The sequence below is a fragment of the Pedobacter sp. UYEF25 genome, assembly GCF_054061655.1.
In genome coordinates this window covers 78,761-99,428 of the sequence record NZ_JBSSEL010000014.1, presented here as the reverse complement: position 1 = coordinate 99,428, position 20,668 = coordinate 78,761, and the positions used below count along the sequence as shown (strand labels likewise).

At 37.9% G+C, this 20,668-nt stretch carries 15 protein-coding genes; 14 read left to right on the top strand and 1 reads right to left on the bottom strand.

The window, feature by feature from the left end; translation table 11 throughout:
- Window positions 1-13: 13 nt before the first annotated feature.
- On the bottom strand, window positions 14-3,109 hold the full coding sequence (locus ACVWYG_RS13845; RefSeq protein ID WP_457270824.1) for a SusC/RagA family TonB-linked outer membrane protein: 3,096 nt from the start codon (window positions 3,107-3,109) through the stop codon (window positions 14-16).
- A 404-nt stretch (window positions 3,110-3,513) separates the two neighbouring features.
- On the opposite strand from ACVWYG_RS13845, the gene ACVWYG_RS13840 reads away from it, so the two are divergent.
- From ACVWYG_RS13840 to tsaE, 14 genes are all read left to right on the top strand, one after another.
- A complete protein-coding gene (locus ACVWYG_RS13840) occupies window positions 3,514-6,219 on the top strand; it encodes a TIM-barrel domain-containing protein (protein WP_457270823.1) in 2,706 nt (901 codons plus the stop codon).
- A 2-nt stretch (window positions 6,220-6,221) separates the two neighbouring features.
- Window positions 6,222-7,538 (top strand): glycoside hydrolase 5 family protein, encoded by a 1,317-nt coding sequence (locus tag ACVWYG_RS13835; RefSeq protein WP_457270822.1) that lies wholly within the window; start codon window positions 6,222-6,224, stop codon window positions 7,536-7,538.
- A gap of 325 nt (window positions 7,539-7,863) precedes the next feature.
- Window positions 7,864-9,030: an amidohydrolase family protein gene (locus ACVWYG_RS13830; protein ID WP_457270821.1), complete on the top strand. Its 1,167-nt coding sequence runs from the start codon at window positions 7,864-7,866 to the stop codon at window positions 9,028-9,030.
- Between the two features lie 10 nt (window positions 9,031-9,040).
- Complete coding sequence (locus tag ACVWYG_RS13825) at window positions 9,041-9,988, top strand: NAD(P)H-dependent flavin oxidoreductase (RefSeq protein ID WP_457270820.1); 948 nt, start codon at window positions 9,041-9,043, stop codon at window positions 9,986-9,988.
- Window positions 9,989-10,089: 101 nt separating this feature from the next.
- Complete coding sequence (locus ACVWYG_RS13820; RefSeq protein ID WP_457270819.1) at window positions 10,090-10,380, top strand: acylphosphatase; 291 nt, start codon at window positions 10,090-10,092, stop codon at window positions 10,378-10,380.
- A 61-nt stretch (window positions 10,381-10,441) separates the two neighbouring features.
- A complete protein-coding gene (locus ACVWYG_RS13815; RefSeq protein ID WP_457270818.1) occupies window positions 10,442-11,935 on the top strand; it encodes a lipopolysaccharide biosynthesis protein in 1,494 nt (497 codons plus the stop codon).
- Between the two features lie 95 nt (window positions 11,936-12,030).
- Window positions 12,031-13,722 carry a tetratricopeptide repeat protein gene (locus tag ACVWYG_RS13810; RefSeq protein WP_457270817.1) on the top strand — a complete coding sequence of 564 codons (1,692 nt, stop codon included), beginning with the start codon at window positions 12,031-12,033 and terminating at the stop codon, window positions 13,720-13,722.
- Window positions 13,700-14,491, top strand: coding sequence for a DUF4292 domain-containing protein (locus tag ACVWYG_RS13805; RefSeq protein WP_457270816.1), 792 nt, complete (start codon window positions 13,700-13,702; stop codon window positions 14,489-14,491). Before ACVWYG_RS13810 ends, ACVWYG_RS13805 begins: the two co-directional genes overlap by 23 nt.
- A gap of 269 nt (window positions 14,492-14,760) precedes the next feature.
- The gene (locus tag ACVWYG_RS13800; RefSeq protein ID WP_457270815.1) at window positions 14,761-16,044 is read left to right on the top strand and encodes a peptidoglycan DD-metalloendopeptidase family protein; all 1,284 of its coding nucleotides are present in this window, start codon (window positions 14,761-14,763) and stop codon (window positions 16,042-16,044) included.
- Between the two features lie 48 nt (window positions 16,045-16,092).
- Window positions 16,093-16,590, top strand: coding sequence for a Sec-independent protein translocase subunit TatA/TatB (locus ACVWYG_RS13795; protein ID WP_457270855.1), 498 nt, complete (start codon window positions 16,093-16,095; stop codon window positions 16,588-16,590).
- Window positions 16,591-16,627: 37 nt separating this feature from the next.
- On the top strand, window positions 16,628-16,828 hold the full coding sequence (tatA, locus tag ACVWYG_RS13790) for a twin-arginine translocase TatA/TatE family subunit (protein WP_457270814.1): 201 nt from the start codon (window positions 16,628-16,630) through the stop codon (window positions 16,826-16,828).
- A gap of 18 nt (window positions 16,829-16,846) precedes the next feature.
- Complete coding sequence (gatA, locus tag ACVWYG_RS13785) at window positions 16,847-18,268, top strand: Asp-tRNA(Asn)/Glu-tRNA(Gln) amidotransferase subunit GatA (RefSeq protein WP_457270813.1); 1,422 nt, start codon at window positions 16,847-16,849, stop codon at window positions 18,266-18,268.
- Between the two features lie 193 nt (window positions 18,269-18,461).
- Entirely contained in the window at window positions 18,462-19,859 is a 1,398-nt protein-coding gene (locus tag ACVWYG_RS13780) for a transglycosylase SLT domain-containing protein (protein ID WP_457270812.1), read from the top strand.
- 363 nt (window positions 19,860-20,222) lie between these two features.
- Window positions 20,223-20,639, top strand: coding sequence for a tRNA (adenosine(37)-N6)-threonylcarbamoyltransferase complex ATPase subunit type 1 TsaE (tsaE, locus tag ACVWYG_RS13775; protein WP_457270811.1), 417 nt, complete (start codon window positions 20,223-20,225; stop codon window positions 20,637-20,639).
- The last annotated feature ends 29 nt before the right edge of the window (window positions 20,640-20,668 follow it).

Genomic DNA, 20,668 nt, shown 5'->3' with positions numbered 1-20,668 from the left:
TTTCTTTCTAAAACTATAACCCAATATTCAAACCTACAGCGATAACTCTTGGCTGGGGTGCTGAATAAAAGTCTACTCCTTGATTAATATTTGTTGCTTGATAATCTGCGTTGACCTCAGGATCCCAACCTTTGTAGCCGGTTATTATAGCCAAATTTTGGGCAGTAGCATAAAGTCTCAATTTGCTCAGCTTAAGCTTGGTTAATACTGCTGGAGTAAAATTATAGCCCAAGGTTAGGGTTTTTAGACGCAGATAGCTTCCATTCGATAGATATCTAGTTGAGTTTCCTGTGCCGTTATTGCCAAATAATCGTGGTTCTGGAACCTGGGTAACGTCACCTGGTTTATCCCAATAATTTAATTGGTCTACCGTTTGATTGTCAAATCCGTTTGATGCATTTGCACTCATAAACGGTCCGCCACCATTATAAATTTTGTTTCCGGAAACCCCTTGAAAGAATAACCCAAGATCAAAGTTTTCGTAGGATAAATTGTTATTGATGCCAAAAATATATTTCGGATTTGGGTTACCGGCAAAAATTCTCTGTGCCTGATTAATGTCGTTTGTGGTGGTTCTATCAACACTGCCATTTGTCCCCAAGCCATTTAAGTAATACAATGCATCGCCATTTGCTTTATCTACACCTGCATATTCAGGCAAATAAAATACGCCAATTGGTTGCCCGGCAACGGCTGCGTTAATCTCATTGGTATTTAAAATTTGTCCGTTTAAATCGGTAATTTTATTATTATTAATTGATGCAGTTAAAGCGGTGGACCATTTCAGCGCGCCGACAAAATTATCTGTGTTTATGCCAAGCTCATATCCTGTATTTTTTAGTTTGCCTAGGTTTTGTGTCAACGTCGAGAAGCCTGTTGTTTCTGGAATAGGCACATTAAGCAGTAAATTTGACGTATTTTTTTGGTAAAAATCAAATACACCCGTTATTCTGTTTTTAAGAATACCGAAATCTACTCCAACGTCAACTTGGGTGGTTTTCTCCCAAGTTAAATTAGGATTTGCAATTCTGGTTGGAATTTGCCCGGCCTGACCACCATAAGCACCCGTACCGCTAAATAGGCCAATCGCAGAATAATTACCAATTTCTGCGTTGCCAGTCAGGCCATAACTTGCTCTAAATTTCAATAGGCTGATCGCAGCGTTTGACTTAAGGAAATCTTCATCGGATGCAATCCACGCTACTGAACCTGCAGGGAAATAACCGTACTTATGGTTTGCTCCAAATCGCGAAGACCCATCCGATCTAACGCTAAAACCTACTAAATAGCGGTCGTTATATTTGTAATTTGCCCTTAAGAAATAGGATAGAAAACTAAAAGCGCTTTCGTTAGAGGTTGCAATGACCTTGGTTGCAGCACTCCCTAGCTTTTTATAAGCATCACTTGGGAAATCTTGGCCTTCTATATTACTGTATTTGGCGGTAGATTTCTGATAACTTGTACCTAACGTCGCATCAAATTTGCTTTTCTCGCCGAAATTAGCAGTGTAAGAAAAATAGTTGTTTGTATTGGTATTGATCACGAAAGTAGAAATGTTTTCACCATCGCCATTGGCAGTACCGGTATTTCTAAACGTTAACGATCCATAATAACTTTCTTCATTTTGATTTAAGTTATCAATCGAGAAATCAGTGCTAAATTTTAATCCTTTTGCAACGTTAATGTTGGCGAATGCTTTACCTATTGTGCGATAAACAGTGGCTTTATAAGCTGCATTTTGAATGCCAATTAAAGGGTTATAATAAAGGGGATAATTGGATGCTGCACCAGGTAATGTTCCACTTATCAAACCAGATCTTGGATCTATAAAAGGTGTAATCGGCGATAATGCAACTCCCTGAATTGGATTAGAGAAAGCATTGTCGTTAGAAAGCCTATTGTTTATACTGTTTGAGAAATTTAAGTTAATGCCAACTTCAATAAAATCTGTTACTTTATTTGTTAGGTTTAACCTGCCACTATAACGCTTATAACTGTTTCCAACAATAATTCCATTTTGATCTAACGCTTGCCCACCCATATAAAACTTAGTCTTGGCACTACCTCCTGTAAGGTTCAAATCGTACTGTTGTGTAGCTGGCTTGTCTTGAAAAGATGCAGCTTCCCAGTTAGAATTCACTTTATAAGTTTTATAATCGTCATTACCTGCCGAATATCTATTAAGTCTTCCCTCTACATACGGCACGTTGTCATCTAGCGCTTCTTGTAAAGTTGCATATGTTCCATCTGCTAAACCCACATTTGCAGCCCCAATAGCAGCTCTCCGCTCAATTTGTACATATTGTTCTGCGTTTAAAAACTTTCTATGATTAGATGGAGAACTTATTCCGCCTAAGGCACTAAAATTAATAACAGTCTTGCCAATTTTACCTTGTTTGGTGGTAATTAGCACAACTCCATTTGACGCTCTGGCACCATAAATTGCGGAAGCAGATGCATCTTTTAAAACCTCAATATTTTCTATGTCATTTGTGTTAATGTCTGCAAGAGCGCTAGTAGCCGCGGAAGTATTAGAAAAATCACCAGAAGTTATTGGAATGCCGTCTACAATATAAAGAGGCTCGCTGCCTGCGGTAACTGATGCTGCTCCTCTAACCCTAACGGTAATGCCTTGCCCTAATTTACCGTTTTGAGCGGAAATACTAACTCCGGCCGCTTTACCTTGTAAAGCCTGTTCGAAACTAGTTACCGGCAAGTTTTCTAAATCTTTGGCGCCAACAGATGATTGTGAACCTTTTAAATCTCGTTTTGATTGTGTACCATAACCCACAACAACTAGGTCAGATAAAGTCTTATTATCTTCATTTAGTACCACATTAACTGTTTTACCAGAAATGAGAACTTCTTTGCTTTCGAAGCCGAGAGAGCTGAAAACAAGTGTTTTAGCGCTAACAGGAACTGAGAGTTTGTAATTGCCGGATACATCGGTTTGCGTGCCTGTTGCAGAAGAACCTTTTATTAAAACACTGGCGCCGCGAACTGGTTCGGAATTTTTAGCGGTCACTTTTCCGCTAATAACCCTGTTTTGCGCAAAGACAAAAGAAGTTAGCCAAAAAGGTAAAAATAGAATTAAGAGTAGTTTTTTCATCAAATTTAGGTTAATTAAATAGTCGAAGAATTATGTCTAAATGTAACGAAAATAGTACATTTAATATATTTCTTTTTTTAACGATAAGAACGTGGGTGCAACATTTGTTTTTCTATATTATTAAAAAAATTTACTCGCTTTTTTAGCGTGAATTTGGGATTTTCCTCTAATAGCTGATTGCGATAAAATGATAAATACTGGTCAATGTTAACTATCGAAATGGGAAACTAAAGGCTTAAATAGTATCAACTTTTAATCCATGTAAAGTATATTTTTGAAGTACTAACCAATTCCTACTAATACCGGAATTATAAAATTTTAAGATGATACATTTCTCTAAGTCATTTTTTGCGAGTCTTATCTCGGTCTGTTGCTTTCTTTCCTCCGCTCATTCTCAAAAAGCAATGAATGGGTACAAGCTGGAAGACAACACAATTGTGGTTAAAATCAAGAAAGCTAAGCTTGGTATTACGGTTGTTTCAGACAATATTATCAATGTCCGATATACATTGGCTGACACATTTTCGACGAAAAAGAGCTTGTTTTTAGAAGGTAGTTTTCCAAAACCTTTGGTTAAGGTAAGCCAATCAGCGAATACAATTGTTATTTCTACATTAAAGATGACTGCAAAAGTCAATACCACTACAGGTCATGTTGCTTTTTATGATAAAGAAAATAAGCTCTTGCTGGATGAAAAGACAAACGGAGGAAAAGCGATATTGCCCAGCAGCTTTGAGGATTACCATACGCATAGCATTCGCCAAACATTTAAATCACCTGCCGACGAAGCAATTTATGGATTAGGACAGCATCAAGATAGATTACTAAACATTAAAGGGTACGATTTAGATTTGTATCAGCATAACACAGAGGTTTATATTCCGTTTTTTGTGTCGACAAAAGGTTATGGTTTGTTGTGGAACAATTTGTCTTATACAAAATTTAACCATCCGGATTCTATTGTTTCAATCCCTGCAAACCTGCTATTTGATAAAAATAACGTTAAAGGGGGATTGTCTTCTACCATAACCGGAAATGAAGAAAGTGAAACGCCATCTGTTAAAAGTGCCCAGTCTTTCACTATTGCGGTGGCAAAAGAGGCACCTGTAAAATTGGCAAAGTATAATGGTTTTTTACTTGCAGATAGAACTGGCGAATATTCTTTTTATAGCTATTCGGATGGAACTTTTAGTTTAAAAATTGACGGAAAATCAGTGCTCAATAACTGGGCGCCATATGCAAACGCCCGAGACATGGGTCGCATTAACCTAGAAAAAGGAAAAAAATATAAAGTAGAAGTGGTGTGGGAAAGGTTTCATAAAAACAATTCTTTTCAACTTAAATGGCGAAAACCAAACAAGACTTTAGAAACGTCGCTTTGGTCTAAAGCTGGTGAAGAGATTAATTATTATGTAATTGGTGGCGAGACCATAGATAAAATTATTTCTGGTTACAGAACATTAACTGGTAAGGCAACCATTTTGCCAAAATGGGCTATGGGTTTTTGGCAATGTAAAGAGCGTTACAAAACGCAAGATGAAATTTTAAATACGGTTAGAGCGTTTCGGAAACGACAAATTCCGCTAGATCTTATTGTACAAGATTGGCAATATTGGAAAATCGACCAATGGGGTTCTGCCACTTTCGATCCTGCTCGATATCCAAATCCGGAAGCAATGATAGATACTTTGCATAAAGACTTAAATACGAAGTTTATGATTTCTATTTGGGGTAAGTTTTACCGCAATAGCGACAATTTTAGAGCACTTAACCAAGCAGGCTATCTGTATCCAAAGCCATTAAAGGAAAATTTAGTAGATTTTTTAGATTATAATTTTTCCTATTACGACGCATTTAATCCTGCTGCTCGGAAAATGTACTGGAGTCAAATTAACCAAAAACTATATAAAAAAGGGGTAGATGCCTGGTGGATGGATGCGGCTGAACCCGAGATGCCAGATCATGATGCCACACCAGAGAATATGTCCCATTTTATGAATCCAACTTTTGAAGGCCCTGGAGCAGCCAATCTAAACGCCTATCCTTTAGAACATACTAGATCTGTATTTGAAGGGCAAATGCAAACATCTCCAGAAAAAAGAGTTGCTATTTTAACCCGATCTGCTTTTGCTGGGCAGCAAAAATATTCGACGGTTATTTGGTCTGGAGACATTGCCGGCCAGTGGGACAATCTAAAGGCTTCAATCCCAGCAGGCTTGAGCTTCTCTATGTCGGGCATGCCTTATTGGACTACAGATATAGGTGGTTTCTGGGTAAAATATCCAGGAGGAAATAAAAATCTTGCTTACCGAGAATTGTATACACGGTGGTATCAGTTTGGTGCATTTTGCCCAATCTTTAGAGCGCATGGTTCTAATACAGAAAGAGAGATATGGTTTTTTGGCGATGAAAATTCAGAAACCTATAAAACACAATTAAAGTTTAACAAGTTGAGGTATCGCCTGATGCCCTATATTTATACCCTTAACGGGATGGTAAATCATCAAGATTATACAATGATGCGCGGTTTGGTGATGGATTTCCCAACCGATGTAAAAGTTCGAAATATCGACAATCAGTTTATGTTTGGACCATCAATTTTAGTAAATCCTGTAACGGACTCAGCGGCAACGCAGCGCAAACTCTATTTGCCAAAGGGAAAGGGTTGGGTAGATTTTTGGACGGGTAAAACATACCATGGTGGAGAAACCATAAACGCTTTGGCTCCTTTAAACGAAATACCACTATTTATAAAAAAAGGTGCAATTATTCCTTTTGGACCAGATCTGCAATATGCAACGGAGAAAAAGACAGATCCGTTAGAGCTTAGGGTTTATACCGGAGCAGATGGTTCATTTAGCCTTTATGAGGATGAAAATGACAACAATAATTACACGAAAGGCATTTTTAGCACCATTCGATTTAATTGGAATGAGAGAAATAAAACACTTACGGTTGGGGAGCGCACGGGACACTTTGCCGGAATGCTAATGGAGCGAACCATCAATGTAGTTTTTGTTGATCCATATCATGGCAATGGAGATTTGCGAAGCTCAAAAATTGATAAGACAATTAAATACAACGGAAAATCCATCTCAGTTAAGAAATAAAGATGATAAAGAAATTTTTAGTAAACTGGCTTTGTGTCATGATTACGGGCACGGTTCTGATTTCGTGTAAAACAAAACAGGCTTTTGTAAAAGTAAAAAATACCAACTTTACCATTAAAGATAGACCATATCATTTTGTTGGGACCAATTTTTGGTATGGAGCTTATTTAGGCGCTGATACAGATTATGGCAATAGAAAGCGTTTGTTGAGGGAATTAAACCAGTTACAGGAACTTGGGGTCAAAAATTTACGTATCGTTGCAGCATCAGAGGAGTCTGATTATGGCTTGCCCTTAAGTCCGCCGTTCCAATTCAAAAATGGAAGTTATAATGAAAAACTTTTGGAAGGACTGGATTTTTTGCTACTAGAAATGGGGAAGAGAAATATGCGGGCCATATTGGTTTTAAATAATTATTGGGATTGGAGTGGCGGCATGGCAGAGTACGTTTCTTGGACAACCGGAAAGCCCGTGATAGACCCTGTAAGTAATAAAGACCAAACCTGGGACCAAGCCATAAAATTTTCGGCTACGTTTTACACCAATCAAAAGGCTCAGGCGCTATATCAAAAATACATCAGCATGTTGGTAAATCGCAAAAACGTGTATACAAAAAAGAAATACAATAATGATCCTACCATAATGACTTGGGAGTTGGCCAATGAGCCTCGGCCTTCTAATGATGGAAATGCAGAAGAAAAGGTTAAGATTTTTGCTAAGTGGGTAGACCAAACGGCAGGATTTATCCATAACATTGTCCCAAAACAATTAGTCACCACTGGTAGCGAAGGCAGTAAAGGCACACTAAATAACCTTGAATACACCCAAGAAGTGCATAGAAGTAAGTACATCGATTACATAACTTTCCACATGTGGCCAAAAAACTGGGGTTGGTATAAGGCTGAAAAACCCGAGATGGAACAAACCAAAGAGAAAACGACGCAGTATTTTTCTGAACATTTGGTGCTCGCAAAAAAGCTAAATAAGCCTTTGGTAATGGAAGAATTTGGTTTTGTGAGAGATGGTGAAAAACATTCGCCTGGAAGTCCTACTGTTGCGAGAGATGAATACTATAAATTTGTTTTTCAACTCTTAAAGGATTCGATACAAGCAGGAAAACCTTTGGGAGGACTGAATTTTTGGGGTTGGGGTGGAGAAGGAAGAACTCCGCAGAAAGATGGTCTGTGGAAACGCGGAGATGTAAATTACACTGCAGATCCATATAGCGAGGCACAAGGTTTAAATTCTGTATTCAACACGGATAAAAGCACTTTAGAAATCATCTCTAAATATGCGCATGAAATAGATAAAGCTAATTAAGCATCATCAATTTTGTTTCAAAGATTTAACTTTGTGGTACGCAAACTGGACGGTAGTTATGCTTAACGATTGAAACAGTATCTTTTTTGGCTTTTTTGGCTAAAAAAATATAGTGGAAAGCGTGTTAAAACGCCCAAGTTATAAAGTAGATTGGTGGATTTATATTTTCTATTTTGACGCAACTCTGCAAGAAAAAGTAACTTTATTAGGGGTTATTAAATTTCACTCCTTTGTTGGTGGTACGTTAAAAACATGAACTTCAAAAGATGTGTGCTAAGGCTAGGAGCAGGAAGACAATGATCTAATAATTTCCTTTCTTTGTAAAATGCAACGATATTTCTCTGCCGATTGGCTTTTTCCTGTAAGTGCTCCGCCAATAAGAAATGGAGTGGTCGCGGTTGATGAAAAAGGAAACATTTTAGACATCTTTACTGCCGCGCAAGCAGATGCAGCGCACGTAAAGGTTAAAAAATATCAAGGTGCGATAGTGCCGGGTTTTATAAATACACACTGCCATATAGAATTATCTGCTATGATCGGAATTGTTCCGAAGCGGATAGGCTTAGTGAAATTTGCCGAAAGTGTAATGGCCAAACGCGGTCAAAATTTGGCAGATATTGATAAAGCTATATTGGCAGCTGATGCAGAAATGTGGCGCAATGGCATCGTTGCAGTAGGCGATATCAGTAACAACAGCTTATCAAAAAATGCAAAGACTCAAAGCGATATTTACTATCATACTTTTATAGAAACCTTGGGGTTTAATCCGGCAAAGGCCGAAGAAATAATTGAAAATGCAATGGCTTTACGGGAGGATTTTTTGCCGCTCAAAGCAAGCATTGTTCCGCATGCGCCCTATTCGGTTTCCACAAAGCTGATGGAATCGTTAAATAAATATGCAGTTGATCAAAATGATTTCATAAGCATCCACAATCAGGAAAGTGAAGCTGAGAATTTATTTTTCGAAGAAAAAGCAGGAGATTTTTTGCCGTTTTTCAAATTTTTAGGGATCAACATTTCTGATTTTGAAGCAAGCGGAAAATCCTCTTTACAATCTTGGATAGGAATGTTCAAAACGCAAAAAATATTGTTGGTTCACAATACTTTTAGTAGCCGAGCTGATGTTAGATTTGCGAAACAGACCAATTCAAAGTTGTTCTGGTGTCTTTGCCCAAGGGCAAATTTATACATCGAAAATACATTGCCTAATGTTGATATGCTTATGGATGAAGAGGTAAAAATAACTTTGGGCACCGACAGTTTGGCGAGTAACGATGAGCTAAATATTTTGGCAGAAATGCAAACGCTGCAAACACAAAAGAATATCTCGTTTGAAAAACTTTTAATCTGGGCAACGAGAAACGGAGCAGAATTTTTAAATCTTGATGCGCAATTTGGCAGCATAGAAGTGGGTAAGAAACCTGGGCTAAACCTTATTCAGTTGTCTAACGAGTTTCACATTTTAAGCAGCAAAGTAGAAAAGTTGTTGTAATTTAAAATTTATGGAAACTATAAATCCCATCTGTAAACTTTTCGGGATAAAATATCCCATCATTCAAGCTGGCATGGTTTGGTGTAGCGGATGGCGGTTGGCTGCTGCGGTAAGCAATGCCGGCGGACTTGGAATTATTGGCGCTGGATCAATGTATTCAGAGGTTTTGCGCGCGCATCTAAGGAAATGCAAAGCAGCAACCAATAAACCTTTTGCGGTTAATGTTCCTTTATTGTACCCAAATATCAAAGAAATTATAGATGTAATTATCGATGAAAACATAAAAATCGTGTTTTCATCGGCTGGTAATCCTGCGATTTGGACGTCCATTTTAAAAACCAATGGGATTACCGTGGTGCATGTAGTTGCAAATACAAAGTTTGCGCTAAAGGCAGAGAAAGCTGGAGTTGATGCCATTGTTGCCGAAGGATTTGAGGCCGGTGGACACAACGGGCGCGAAGAAACTACCACAATGTGTTTAATTCCGATGATTTGTGACGCGGTAAAAATCCCCGTTATCGCAGCTGGAGGTATAGCCAGTGGACGAGCAATGCTTGCTGCGTTCGCGCTAGGCGCATCTGCTGTTCAAGTTGGGTCGGCATTTGCAGTTTCTGAGGAATCTTCCGCACATGCTAATTTTAAGGAAAAAATTATTTCTTCCGATGAGGGCGATACCAAACTGGCAATGAAAAAGCTTGTGCCAGTTAGGTTGCTAAAAAACGAATTTGCAGAACGTATTGCTCAAGCAGAAGCCGAAGGTGCGAGTGGGATTAGGTTAATGGAGCTTTTAGGAAAGGCGCGCGCAAAACTTGGAATGTTTGAAGGAGATATGGAAAATGGTGAACTCGAAATTGGTCAAGTTTCTGCAGTATTGCGGGAAATAAAACCAGCCGCGGAAATATTGCATAGTATTTGGCAGGAATTTCAAGTAAGTCTTAAACAATTAAAGGAATTGTAAACCTTTATTGCATAAGCCTAAAATAAAAAATTAGTTTTACTTTTGTTTATCCAAAATGTCGGTTTTCTATCTAAGATATCAAGGGAGAATCTCAAATTACTATGACAGAATTAAAGCATTTAAAGATAACGATAAAAGGGAAAGTGCAAGGTGTATTCTTTAGACTAAGCACTAAAGCTGTGGCCAACCAAATGGGCATAAATGGTTTTGTAAGAAATGAAAAAGATGGCTCCGTTTACATCGAAGCAGAAGGGGAAAGTTTTATGCTACACGAATTGGTCGCCTGGTGCAAGGAAGGACCGGATGGGGCAAAGGTAGAAGAAGTGGAATTGGTGGAGGGAGAAATTAAAGACCATAAGGGATTCGAAATCTTAAAAAAAACTAAAAGTTAAAGTATGATTATTTCACATTTCGTTTCTCATTTCTCATTTCTCATTTCTCATATCTAACGTCTTGTCGGTATATAAAAAATTTGTTGGGCAAACGATGGTTTATGGCATAAGCACGATATTTTCTCGTTTGCTAAATTTCATTCTTACACCAGTTTTTACACATACTTATGCAGCCACTGCCTACGGCGTGCTTACCAAGATGTACAGTTATGCCTCGCTCATTAATGTGTTTTTGGCATTTGGGATGGAAACTACCTATTTTAGATACCTAAACAAGCATGAAGGTAAAAAGCAGCAGGTGTACAACAATTCTTTTTTGGTTGTTGCTTTTTGTTCATTTGTGTTTTTGATAACAGGTTTGGTTTTTTTAAACCCTATTTCTAAATGGTTGTTAAATAACGACATGTCTCAATATCAAGATCAGAGAACATATGTTCAATATTTTCTTTTTCTACTTTTTTTCGATGCAATGGCAATTATCCCTTTTGCAAAATTAAGGGCAGACGGTAAACCTTTTCGGTACAGCCTTATTAAATTTTTAAATATTCTAAGTTTCGTGCTAATTACACTCTTTTTTATTTACGTAATTCCATACATCATTGAACATCATTGGCCCACTTCGAATTTTTTTTCGAGTTGGTATCGTGAAAAATGGGTTGGCTACGTATTCGTGGCTAATTTGGCAGCGAGCATTATAACCTTTCTCTTGCTCCTGCCCGAGATTTTACAAGTGCGCTTTAATTTTGATAAGGGTATGTTTAGAAAGATGTTGCAATATAGTTGGCCTATTTTGGCCGCAAATGTCTCCTTTATCATCAATGAAAATTTAGACAAGATTTTGTTAGACAGATTTCTTACTGAAAAAGAAGTTGGTATTTATGGAGCCGTATGTAAAATAGCCATTTTTATGAGTATTTTTAACATGGCTTTTCGACTGGGTGCAGAGCCATTTTTCTTTAGCCATGCAAAACATGCTAACGCAAGAAATACCTACGCTACGATTTTAAAATATTTCAGCATCGCCTTGGCCATTATATTTGTAGCCTTGGTTGCAAACATTGAAATATTAAAATATTTTATCTCCCGAGATGCAGCTCACCGTGCAGAATATTGGGTAGGCTTACCTGCTGTACCATATCTTTTATTGGGCTATGTTTGTTTGGGAATTTACATGAACTTATCCATTTGGTACCGGCTATCAGACCAAACCAAATTCGGGCTTTATATTTCTGTTGTAGGCGCATTTATCACAATTTTTTTTAACATTGTGCTGATCCCAAAATATGGTTATATGGCTTCGGCATGGGTGTCTTTGGCTGCTTACGCAAGTATGATGGTAATGTCGTACGTGTTGGGCCAAAAGCATTATCCAATTCCTTACGATTTAAAAAGGATTGGAAGTTATCTTTTAATAGCCATCGCACTTGTTTTCTTGTCTTTTTTCGTATTTCACCGAAATATTTACGTCGGCAATGCGATGTTGATTTGTTTCGTGGGTTTAATTGCCTATTTTGAAAAAGGGGAATTATTGAAAATGTTAGGGCGTAATTCATAATTTCTTAGGCTTGAGAAAATCTGTATCTTGCAGAGGGAGTGGGATTCGAAGCCGCCTCATTATTAAATCAATATTGCGCCAAAGGGCCAGCTAGTATGATGTTTAAGGCAACATTTATATTTATTTTACTGTTTTCTTCAACAGCTTTTGCGCAAAGCGACGAGAAGGCTTTCGCTCAGCGAGACAGCCTCGCGGTTAAAGACTTTTTTTTTGCTGGATTGAGAGAAAAGCTGATGGAAAATGATGAAGCTGCCGCGCTTAATTTTAATAAGGTTTTGGCCATCGATAAATCAAACGATGCAGCATTTTATGAGTTGGCGAAAATAAATTTCCGTATCAATCATTTGGTAGAAGCAAACCAAGATGCCATTTCGGCAGTTAATTTAAAGCCCAAAAACAAATATTACCTCCAACTACTCGCAGAAATTTACAAGGCGGCAAATAATATGTCGCAATTAGACAATGTGTTAAATAAACTGATTGCATTGGATCCTCAAAATAGCGCTTACTACTTTGAGAAAGCAAATGTTTTATTGTTAACCAATAAGGAAGAAGAAGCAAAAGTGATTTACAAAATAATCGAACAAAAATTCGGATTATCTGCAGCGCTAAGCGCGTCGCGCAAACGAATGGAGCAAGACCATGCAAAGCCAGGCGATATGGTAAGGTTATTGGATAGCAATAATGCAAGTGCGAAGGATTACTTATACGCAGCAGAGCTGTTGATGGAAAAAGGAAATAACAATGAAGCGTTAATGGTTTTGGAAAAAGCGGCGCCAATAGATCCAGATAATTTTCAAATATTGCTTGCGCTTGCAGACGCCTACTGTAAAATGGGAAAAACGTCTGAATCTTTTGAGGCTCTAAAATCAGCGTTTGAGCAGCAAGAAATGCCATTAGGAGAAAAAGTACAAATTATTGGGCGCTTATTTTCGAAATTAAGCAATCCGCAGGATTTAAAAAATGTGACTGTGTTAACAGAAATATTAGCGAGGCAAAATCCCACCGATTCAAAAGCCCTTGCACTACAAGCCGATGCACTTTTTAAGCAAGAAAAATTTGTCGAAGCGCTTAAAAAATATGAGGAATCGCTTAAAATTAACAACCAGGAATTTAATGTGTGGGAAGGGTTGATTAACACGCATAATTTGATCGGGCAATACGCAGAAGCCATTAAAGTATGTAATGAGGCACTGACTATTTACCCCAACCAAGCCAGCATATACTATTTTTTGGCCTATTCCCAGTATCGCACCGAAACATTGAATGAGGCCTTGACGAATGTTGAAAATGCTTTATCGCTCGCGAGCGAAGACCACAGCTTATTGGCACAGATTTATGCTTTAAAGGCAGATATTCTCATAAACAAAAATAAATACGAGGACGCGAAGGATGCATTTCATCAGGCTATGAAGGAAGAGCCAGATAATTATCAACTCATGACCAAGGCTGCTTATTTTCTCGCTTTACGCGAAGAAGATTTAGCAGTTGCACAAGGATATGCGGAAACTGCGGCAAAGGCGAGACCAAAAAATGCCGCCATATTGGATACCTACGCTTTCGTGTTATTTAAGCAAAAAAAGTATGCGCTGGCAAAACAATTTATAGAGTCCGCAATACAAAACAAAAAAACGAACGATGGTGTTTACCTCGAGCATTATGGAGACATTCTATATTTTTTGGGTGAATACGAAAATGCTTTGATAAAATGGAAATTAGCAAAAGAGGCTGGTAACACCTCAAAAATTTTAATTAAAAAGATAAATGAAAAGAAATATTTTCGGTAGTTTAATGGCAGTCATTATAGTTTTTATATCCGCTTGCGGAATCAAAAAAGCAGTAGTGATGGCACCAAAAACTAAGATCGATTCAGTTGTTCCTCCAGATACAAAAGGCGAGGCCATAAATCTTCTAAAAAGTAAACAACTTCAGTTTAATACTTTATCGCTAAAAGGAAAAGCCAATTTAGTAATTGATGGAGACGCGAACGACGTAACCATGAATTTCAGGATGAAGGATAAGCAGGTTATTTGGGTGAGTATAACTGCGGTAGGCGGCGTTGTAGAGGTTGCCCGCGCGCTCATTACGCCAGATAGCATAAAAATTATGGATCGCTTGAAAGGTAAATACATCAAAAAGCCATTCAGTTACATTTACAACTTCACCAATAAGCAAGTAAATTTTAACACGTTGCAAGATATTTTAACAGGAAATGCCATCTCAGGTTTCTTAAATTTAGATGCAAATGTAAAGCAGGCAAATGGTGTTTGGACGTTGAGTGGAATTAAAGATGAGCTGGATTATAAATTCTTGTTTAATGCACTTTATAGGGTTGAGGAAACTAATCTGAGTGATGCGAAATCTGGCCAAGCGCTTAAGGTAACCTATAATAGTTATCAGAAATTACATGATTATCTTTTTCCGGGTGGATTAAAAATAAATACCCTTTCTGGCACAAAGAAAATTAGTATTTCGATAGATTATGTAAAAGTAGATGGAAATAGTTCGATAACTTTTCCATTTAATGTGCCCAGTCGTTTTGAATTGATAAATTAAAAATTTGCCATACTTCCAGCTGTTATCTGATTTAAAAGCATGAAGTTTTGATGAATTATTTCCATCCCAGCGCCGTTAATCTCTCATAAAGTGCAATCTTTGTACAAACATTTTTTTAAAAGCAAGGCAATAAGGTTAAGCTGATTCTAATTTAAAGGCGGTTGTAATGAAATTAGCGTTTTCTTCTTTCAATTGGAAACACGTCTTATCTTTGCATCATGTTTTTAGACCGCTGCGCGATTAATCAAAAATTTTATACTTTTGGCCTAATGAAGTTTAGGGGAGGCTTATTTTTATTGTTTTTTTTGTTCATCGCGCACTCGGTTTCGGCCCAGACTGCAAATGAACTCAGAAGAAAAAAGGAAGCTATCCAGCGTGAAATAGAACAGTTACAAAAAAATTTAAATAAGGCTTCTAGCGGGAAAAAATTAACTTTGCAGCAGATCAATGCTCTAAACGCTCAAATTAGATTACGGCAAGAAAAGATTGGTACGGTAAACTCAGAAATAAAAAGTTTAGATAATCAAATCTCTACAAACACAAACACCGTAAATACGTTGAAAGGTCAATTAAGCGACCTTAAAAGCGATTATGCGGGCATGATTAGGTTTGCACAGCGAAATAGAAATGCCTACGATAAAATGATGTTTATTTTTGCTGCCAAAGACTTTAATCAGGCATATAAACGCATAAAATATTTACAGCAGTTTAGCCAATATAGAAAAAAGCAAGCTGGATATATAGAAGATACGCAGAACAAACTAAACGGAAAGATAACTGTTTTAGGTAAAACGCTGAAGGAGAAAAATAGTCTTTTAAAAGAGCAAGAAGAAGAAAAAAATAAGCTTGGTAAAGATAAAAGTAAACAATCAGTAGTTTTAAATAAGTTTAGTAAGCAAGAGAAAAGTTTTAAAAGTGATATTGCGACGCGCAAAAAGCAACAAGCAAAGATTGATGGAGAAATTAGAGCGGCAATACAGCGTGCGATAGAAGAAGCAAGGCGAAAGGCGTTAGAAGAAGCTAGACGGAAAGCCGCAGAAGAAGCAAGGTTAGCGGCAATAAGGGCAAAAGATAGTAATAGGCCGGTAGAAGCTGCGCCCGTTACAAAAGAGAAAACGACTACGGAACTGTTAACAGACAATGCGTATACGGCAAAGTTGGCTGCTGGATTTGAAAACAATAGAGGACGGTTGCCTTACCCTGTTGTAGGTACCATTACAGAAAGTTTTGGAGTACATAAGGTGGACAAAGCGACGATGAACAATGAGGGTGTAAACATTACTGGCGCAGAAGGTGCTGCCGTAAGGGCAGTATTTGATGGGGAAGTTTTGTATGTGAGTGTGATTTATGGTAAATATGTGGTGGTGATCCAGCATGGTAGTTATTTTACCATTTATCAAAATTTAAGGTCAACTAGCGTAAGTAAAGGAGATAAAGTAACTACGAGAGAGACCATTGGTGTCTTGGCCAATACCGGCGATGTTGCAGAATTGCACTTTGAAATAATGAGAGGGCAGACAAAATTGAATCCAGAAGCCTGGATTAGTAAATAGTAAGAGTGAGTTTATTAATTTATATATTTGTTTAAATAGAAAGTTGTGATGTATCAAAGCACGTTATTGGAATTTTTAAATATGGGCGGATCAGAGATCATCCTTATATTGGTAGTGGTTTTATTGCTTTTCGGCGGGAAAAAATTGCCCGAATTGGCGCGTGGATTGGGTAAAGGAATTCGAGAATTTAAGGATGCTTCAGAGGGTGTGAAGAGGGAAATACACCGCAACATAAATGCGATGGACATAGATAAGGCGGAAGATGAAGGGGTAGCTGCAAACACCAGCGAACATCATAATCCAACTGCAGCTGATGTTGCTGCCGTTACAGGAATAAATGAGGAAACTTCCCACCTGAGCAATGTTGAAAAAGTGGAAACTGATCTCACAGGTGACCATGTAGCTGCTGTTACAGGAATCGAAGAGACACACGCCCACCTTAGCAATGTTGAAAAAGTAAAGACCGATCTAGTAGACGCCAAGATTGCGGACGCTGTTTTAGAAAATCGAAGTACAGTAATTGAGCCGTTACCTGCGGTAAAGTAGAGGTAGATTAATTAAACGGTTTTAAATAAAAGAAATTATGTTAAACACAACAATAGCAGCAATGCTCGGAACACCAGAAATTGTTATCATCTTGGTGGTGGTACTTTTGCTTTTTGGAGGTAAAAAAATACCAGAACTTATGCGCGGTCTAGGCAAAGGCGTTAAAGAATTTAAGGACGGTAAGGACGGTCCTGCAGACGATCACGTAGATCCCTCTAACAGAGATAGGACTGTTTAAATCTCATTTGTTTTCGGTTTGAAGAAATACAGTTCTCTACGAGAGATACAAGAAATCCTTTCTAAAGGGCAGTTAAAAATAGCAGATTTACTCAATTATTATTTAGAGCAGATTGGCTTAAACGAACACCTCAATGCTTTTAATGAGGTGTTTTTTCATTCTGCAAGAGTTCAAGCAGCTGCTGTACAAGAAAAGTTAGATAGCGGCAATGCTGGGAAGCTGGCCGGATTGGTCATCGGTATAAAAGATAATATTTGTTATAAGGACCATTCAGTCACAGCATCTTCTAAAATGCTCGATGGTTTTGTGTCGCCTTATTCGGCGACGGTCGTTGCACGCTTATTAGCCGAAGATGCAATTATTATAGGTCGGTTAAATTGCGATGAATTTGCAATGGGCGGCTCAAATGAGACCTCTCATTTTGGAATAGTTAAAAATGCAAAAGACCATTCTTTGGTTCCCGGAGGTTCTTCCGGCGGTTCTGCAGTAGCTGTTCAGGCCGACATGTGTTTGGCTGCTTTAGGCACTGATACCGGTGGATCGGTCAGGCAGCCTGCAGCCTTTTGCGGGCAAATTGGGCTTAAACCAAGTTACGGGCGCATTTCTAGATATGGAGTAATTGCCTATGCTTCGTCTTTTGATCAGGTTGGGCCAATCACCTCTTCAGTTGAAGATGCAGCTTTATTGCTAGAAGTGCTTGCAGGCACCGATGAGTATGACAGCACCGTATCAGCCAGGAACGTGCCATCTTACTCAAAACTGCTAGAGCACTCCTCAATTAAAAAGATAGCTGTTTTAAAAGAAACAATCGATAGTGATGCACTAGATCCTGAGATAAAAGCCGCAATTTTATCCTCCATAAAAAGATTAGAGCAAGATGGGCACCAGGTAGCCTATGTTTCTTTCGACTTGTTAGATTATTTGGTGCCAACTTATTATATTCTGACAGCGGCAGAAGCTTCGTCAAATTTATCGAGGTATGATGGTGTGCATTTTGGGCATAGAAATCTCGAAGCAAAAAATTTAACCGCACTTTATAAAAAATCCCGATCAGAAGGTTTTGGAGAAGAAGTGCAAAGAAGGATTTTATTAGGAACTTTTGTATTAAGTGCAGGATATTACGATGCATATTATCAAAAAGCACAACAAGTACGCCGATTAATTAAGGAAAAAGTGGATGCACTATTCAATTCTTTCGACTTAATTTTATTGCCAGTTGCCCCAACTACGGCATTCAAAATTGGAGACAATATGCAAGATCCGCTCGTAATGTATATGGCAGATATTTTTACCGTGCTCGCTTCACTTACTGGTAATCCGGCCGTAGCGTTGCCAATAGGCAATAATAAAGCAGGTTTGCCGTTAAGTATTCAATTCATAGCCAATCAGTTTAAGGAAGAAGAACTTTTGGCGTTTTCTCAACAGTTTTTAAAAAGCTAATGCAGTAAGTTTAAAAATTTAATCGTTTGATAATCAGATAGTTTTATTTTTATTGATTTTTATCGTATGGTGTATGTGCAAAACGGGGAAAAGCATTTTAGTTTTTTTTAATAAGTTTTGCCCGAACTCAATATCATCAAATAAGCTTTTTCAAGACGTTTTGGTGCTTACTAAATGAATCAACCATTAGCGAATGATCAAACTAATACGAATTCTCTATCTATTTCCAATCTTTAGCTTAGCAACCGGTGCATATTGCCAACAAAAAATCAATCCAGACAGCTTAAGAAAATCCGCAAGCTTTTTAGTGGATAATGCTAGAGCCGTGCCAGAGGCTGTCGAAAATCAGTTGCTCTTTGGCCAGAACTATATTTACAAACTTCGTTTAGACTCCATACAAAAAACCGTCCCGCTTCCATATAATGAGTATGTGCAGCAATATATAGACATTTACAGTCAACGTAAAGATATGTTTGGGAAGATGTTGGGCTTGTCTAACTATTATTTTCCGATATTCGAAAAGGCGCTAAATGATTACAACGTACCGAAGGAAATTAAATACCTGACTATTATCGAGTCAGAAATGAATCCCAATGCCCGGTCTAGAGTGGGCGCTACCGGTCTTTGGCAATTTATGTTTGCTACCGGCAAGGCTTACGGATTACAAATAGACAATTACGTAGACGAACGAAAAGATCCAATACAAGCTAGTTATGCTGCTGCAGCCTATTTTAGAGATGCATACGATGAGCTTGGCGATTGGTTGCTAGCACTTGCGGCCTATAACTGCGGTAAAGGAAATGTTACCAGAGCAATTGCCAAGGCAGGTTCTAGAGATTTTTGGGAAATTAGGCAATTCTTGCCAAAAGAAACCAGAAATTATGTGCCTGCTTTTATCGCAGCAGTGTATGTAATGAATTTTTCTACTAGGCACCAGATTACGGCACAGTCGTGCAGTTTATATCTCAATACCGATACCGTATTGGTAAATAGATTTATTTCTCTACCTCAGCTTGCTACCGTATTAAATATTTCTAGTGATGCGCTAGCAGACCTAAACCCAGCTTATAAAAAACAGATTGTAAATGGTACAGGCGAAATGCCAAAACGAATCATCATGCCAAGTTTAGAAAACGCAAACTTTGCAGGGATTTACAATGTCTTAAATACCGATTATTTAGATGCCGATCCTAAAGTAATACTTGCAAGTACAGATGATGTTAGAGTACTTCGGAAAGCAAATGTTTCTAAATCAAAAAGAACCACAGAATTTATCTACAAAGTACTGCCTGGTCAAAGTTTAACTTTAATTGCTGATAAATATAAGGTTGAGCTACAGGATTTGAAGGTATGGAACCAATTAAAAAGCAACACAATAGTGCCAGGCCAACGCCTTAAAATTTTTAAGTACGGGGCACCGGCCAAAGCAGCACCTTCTTCCTATTCAAATTATCGGGTTAAACCTGGGGACACATTGTCTGATATTGCAGAACGGTTTGATGGGGCGACTGTACAAGGAATAAAGAATGATAACGGTTTAAAAAAATCGTTGCTTCAACCAGGTATGCTACTAAAAATTGCCAAAGGCTAGCATTTAGCACTTCAGATTGGCAACCAAATGTGTTATATGCCAATTGATAATCAATCAATAAAAACTTAAATGGTAAAAGGCATATTGGCATTCTAGCTTATGCCGGGTTTTTTTACTTCTTGCAACAATGCCACGAACAACCAGACAAACATAATTGATGGGGCTATAATTCAGAGCAAATAAACGCCAATGACAAGTTGTTAATTTTACATTGGGTTGAACCAACTCCACGCTACCTACTGTTAAATTAGACAATGGTGGTTTGATTGTTGCGGATACATTCGCCACCCTTCAGTAGGCTTAACAATAATTCTCGATTAAAAATTTCACAGAAAAAGTATCTTTGTTCATCGGTTAGAGTATATGAAGCTTAGCGCAAACGATTTATCAAAATTACCTAATATAGCAAGCGAACTTTTGTCCTTTGCGAAAGAAGAAAAAATTTTCTTGTTTGAGGGTGAAATGGCTGCTGGGAAAACTACTTTCATAAAAGTACTTTGTGCCGCGTTAGGCGTGGTAGAAACTGTTTCTAGTCCAACTTATTCCATTGTAAATGAATATCAGGGCAAAAAAAGCCAAATTTTCCACTTCGATTTTTACAGGATAAAAACGGTTGAAGAGGCATTCGACATTGGTTTCGAAGAATACGTAGACAGCAATGCCATTTGTTTAATAGAATGGCCTGAAAAGATAGAGGTACTTCTGCCACAAAATTATATAAAAGTAACAATAGAAGTGGGGGAAAATGATGAACGCATTTTTAATTTCTCAAAAATTTAGCCTGTTCTGTTTAGCATTTTACTCTTGCT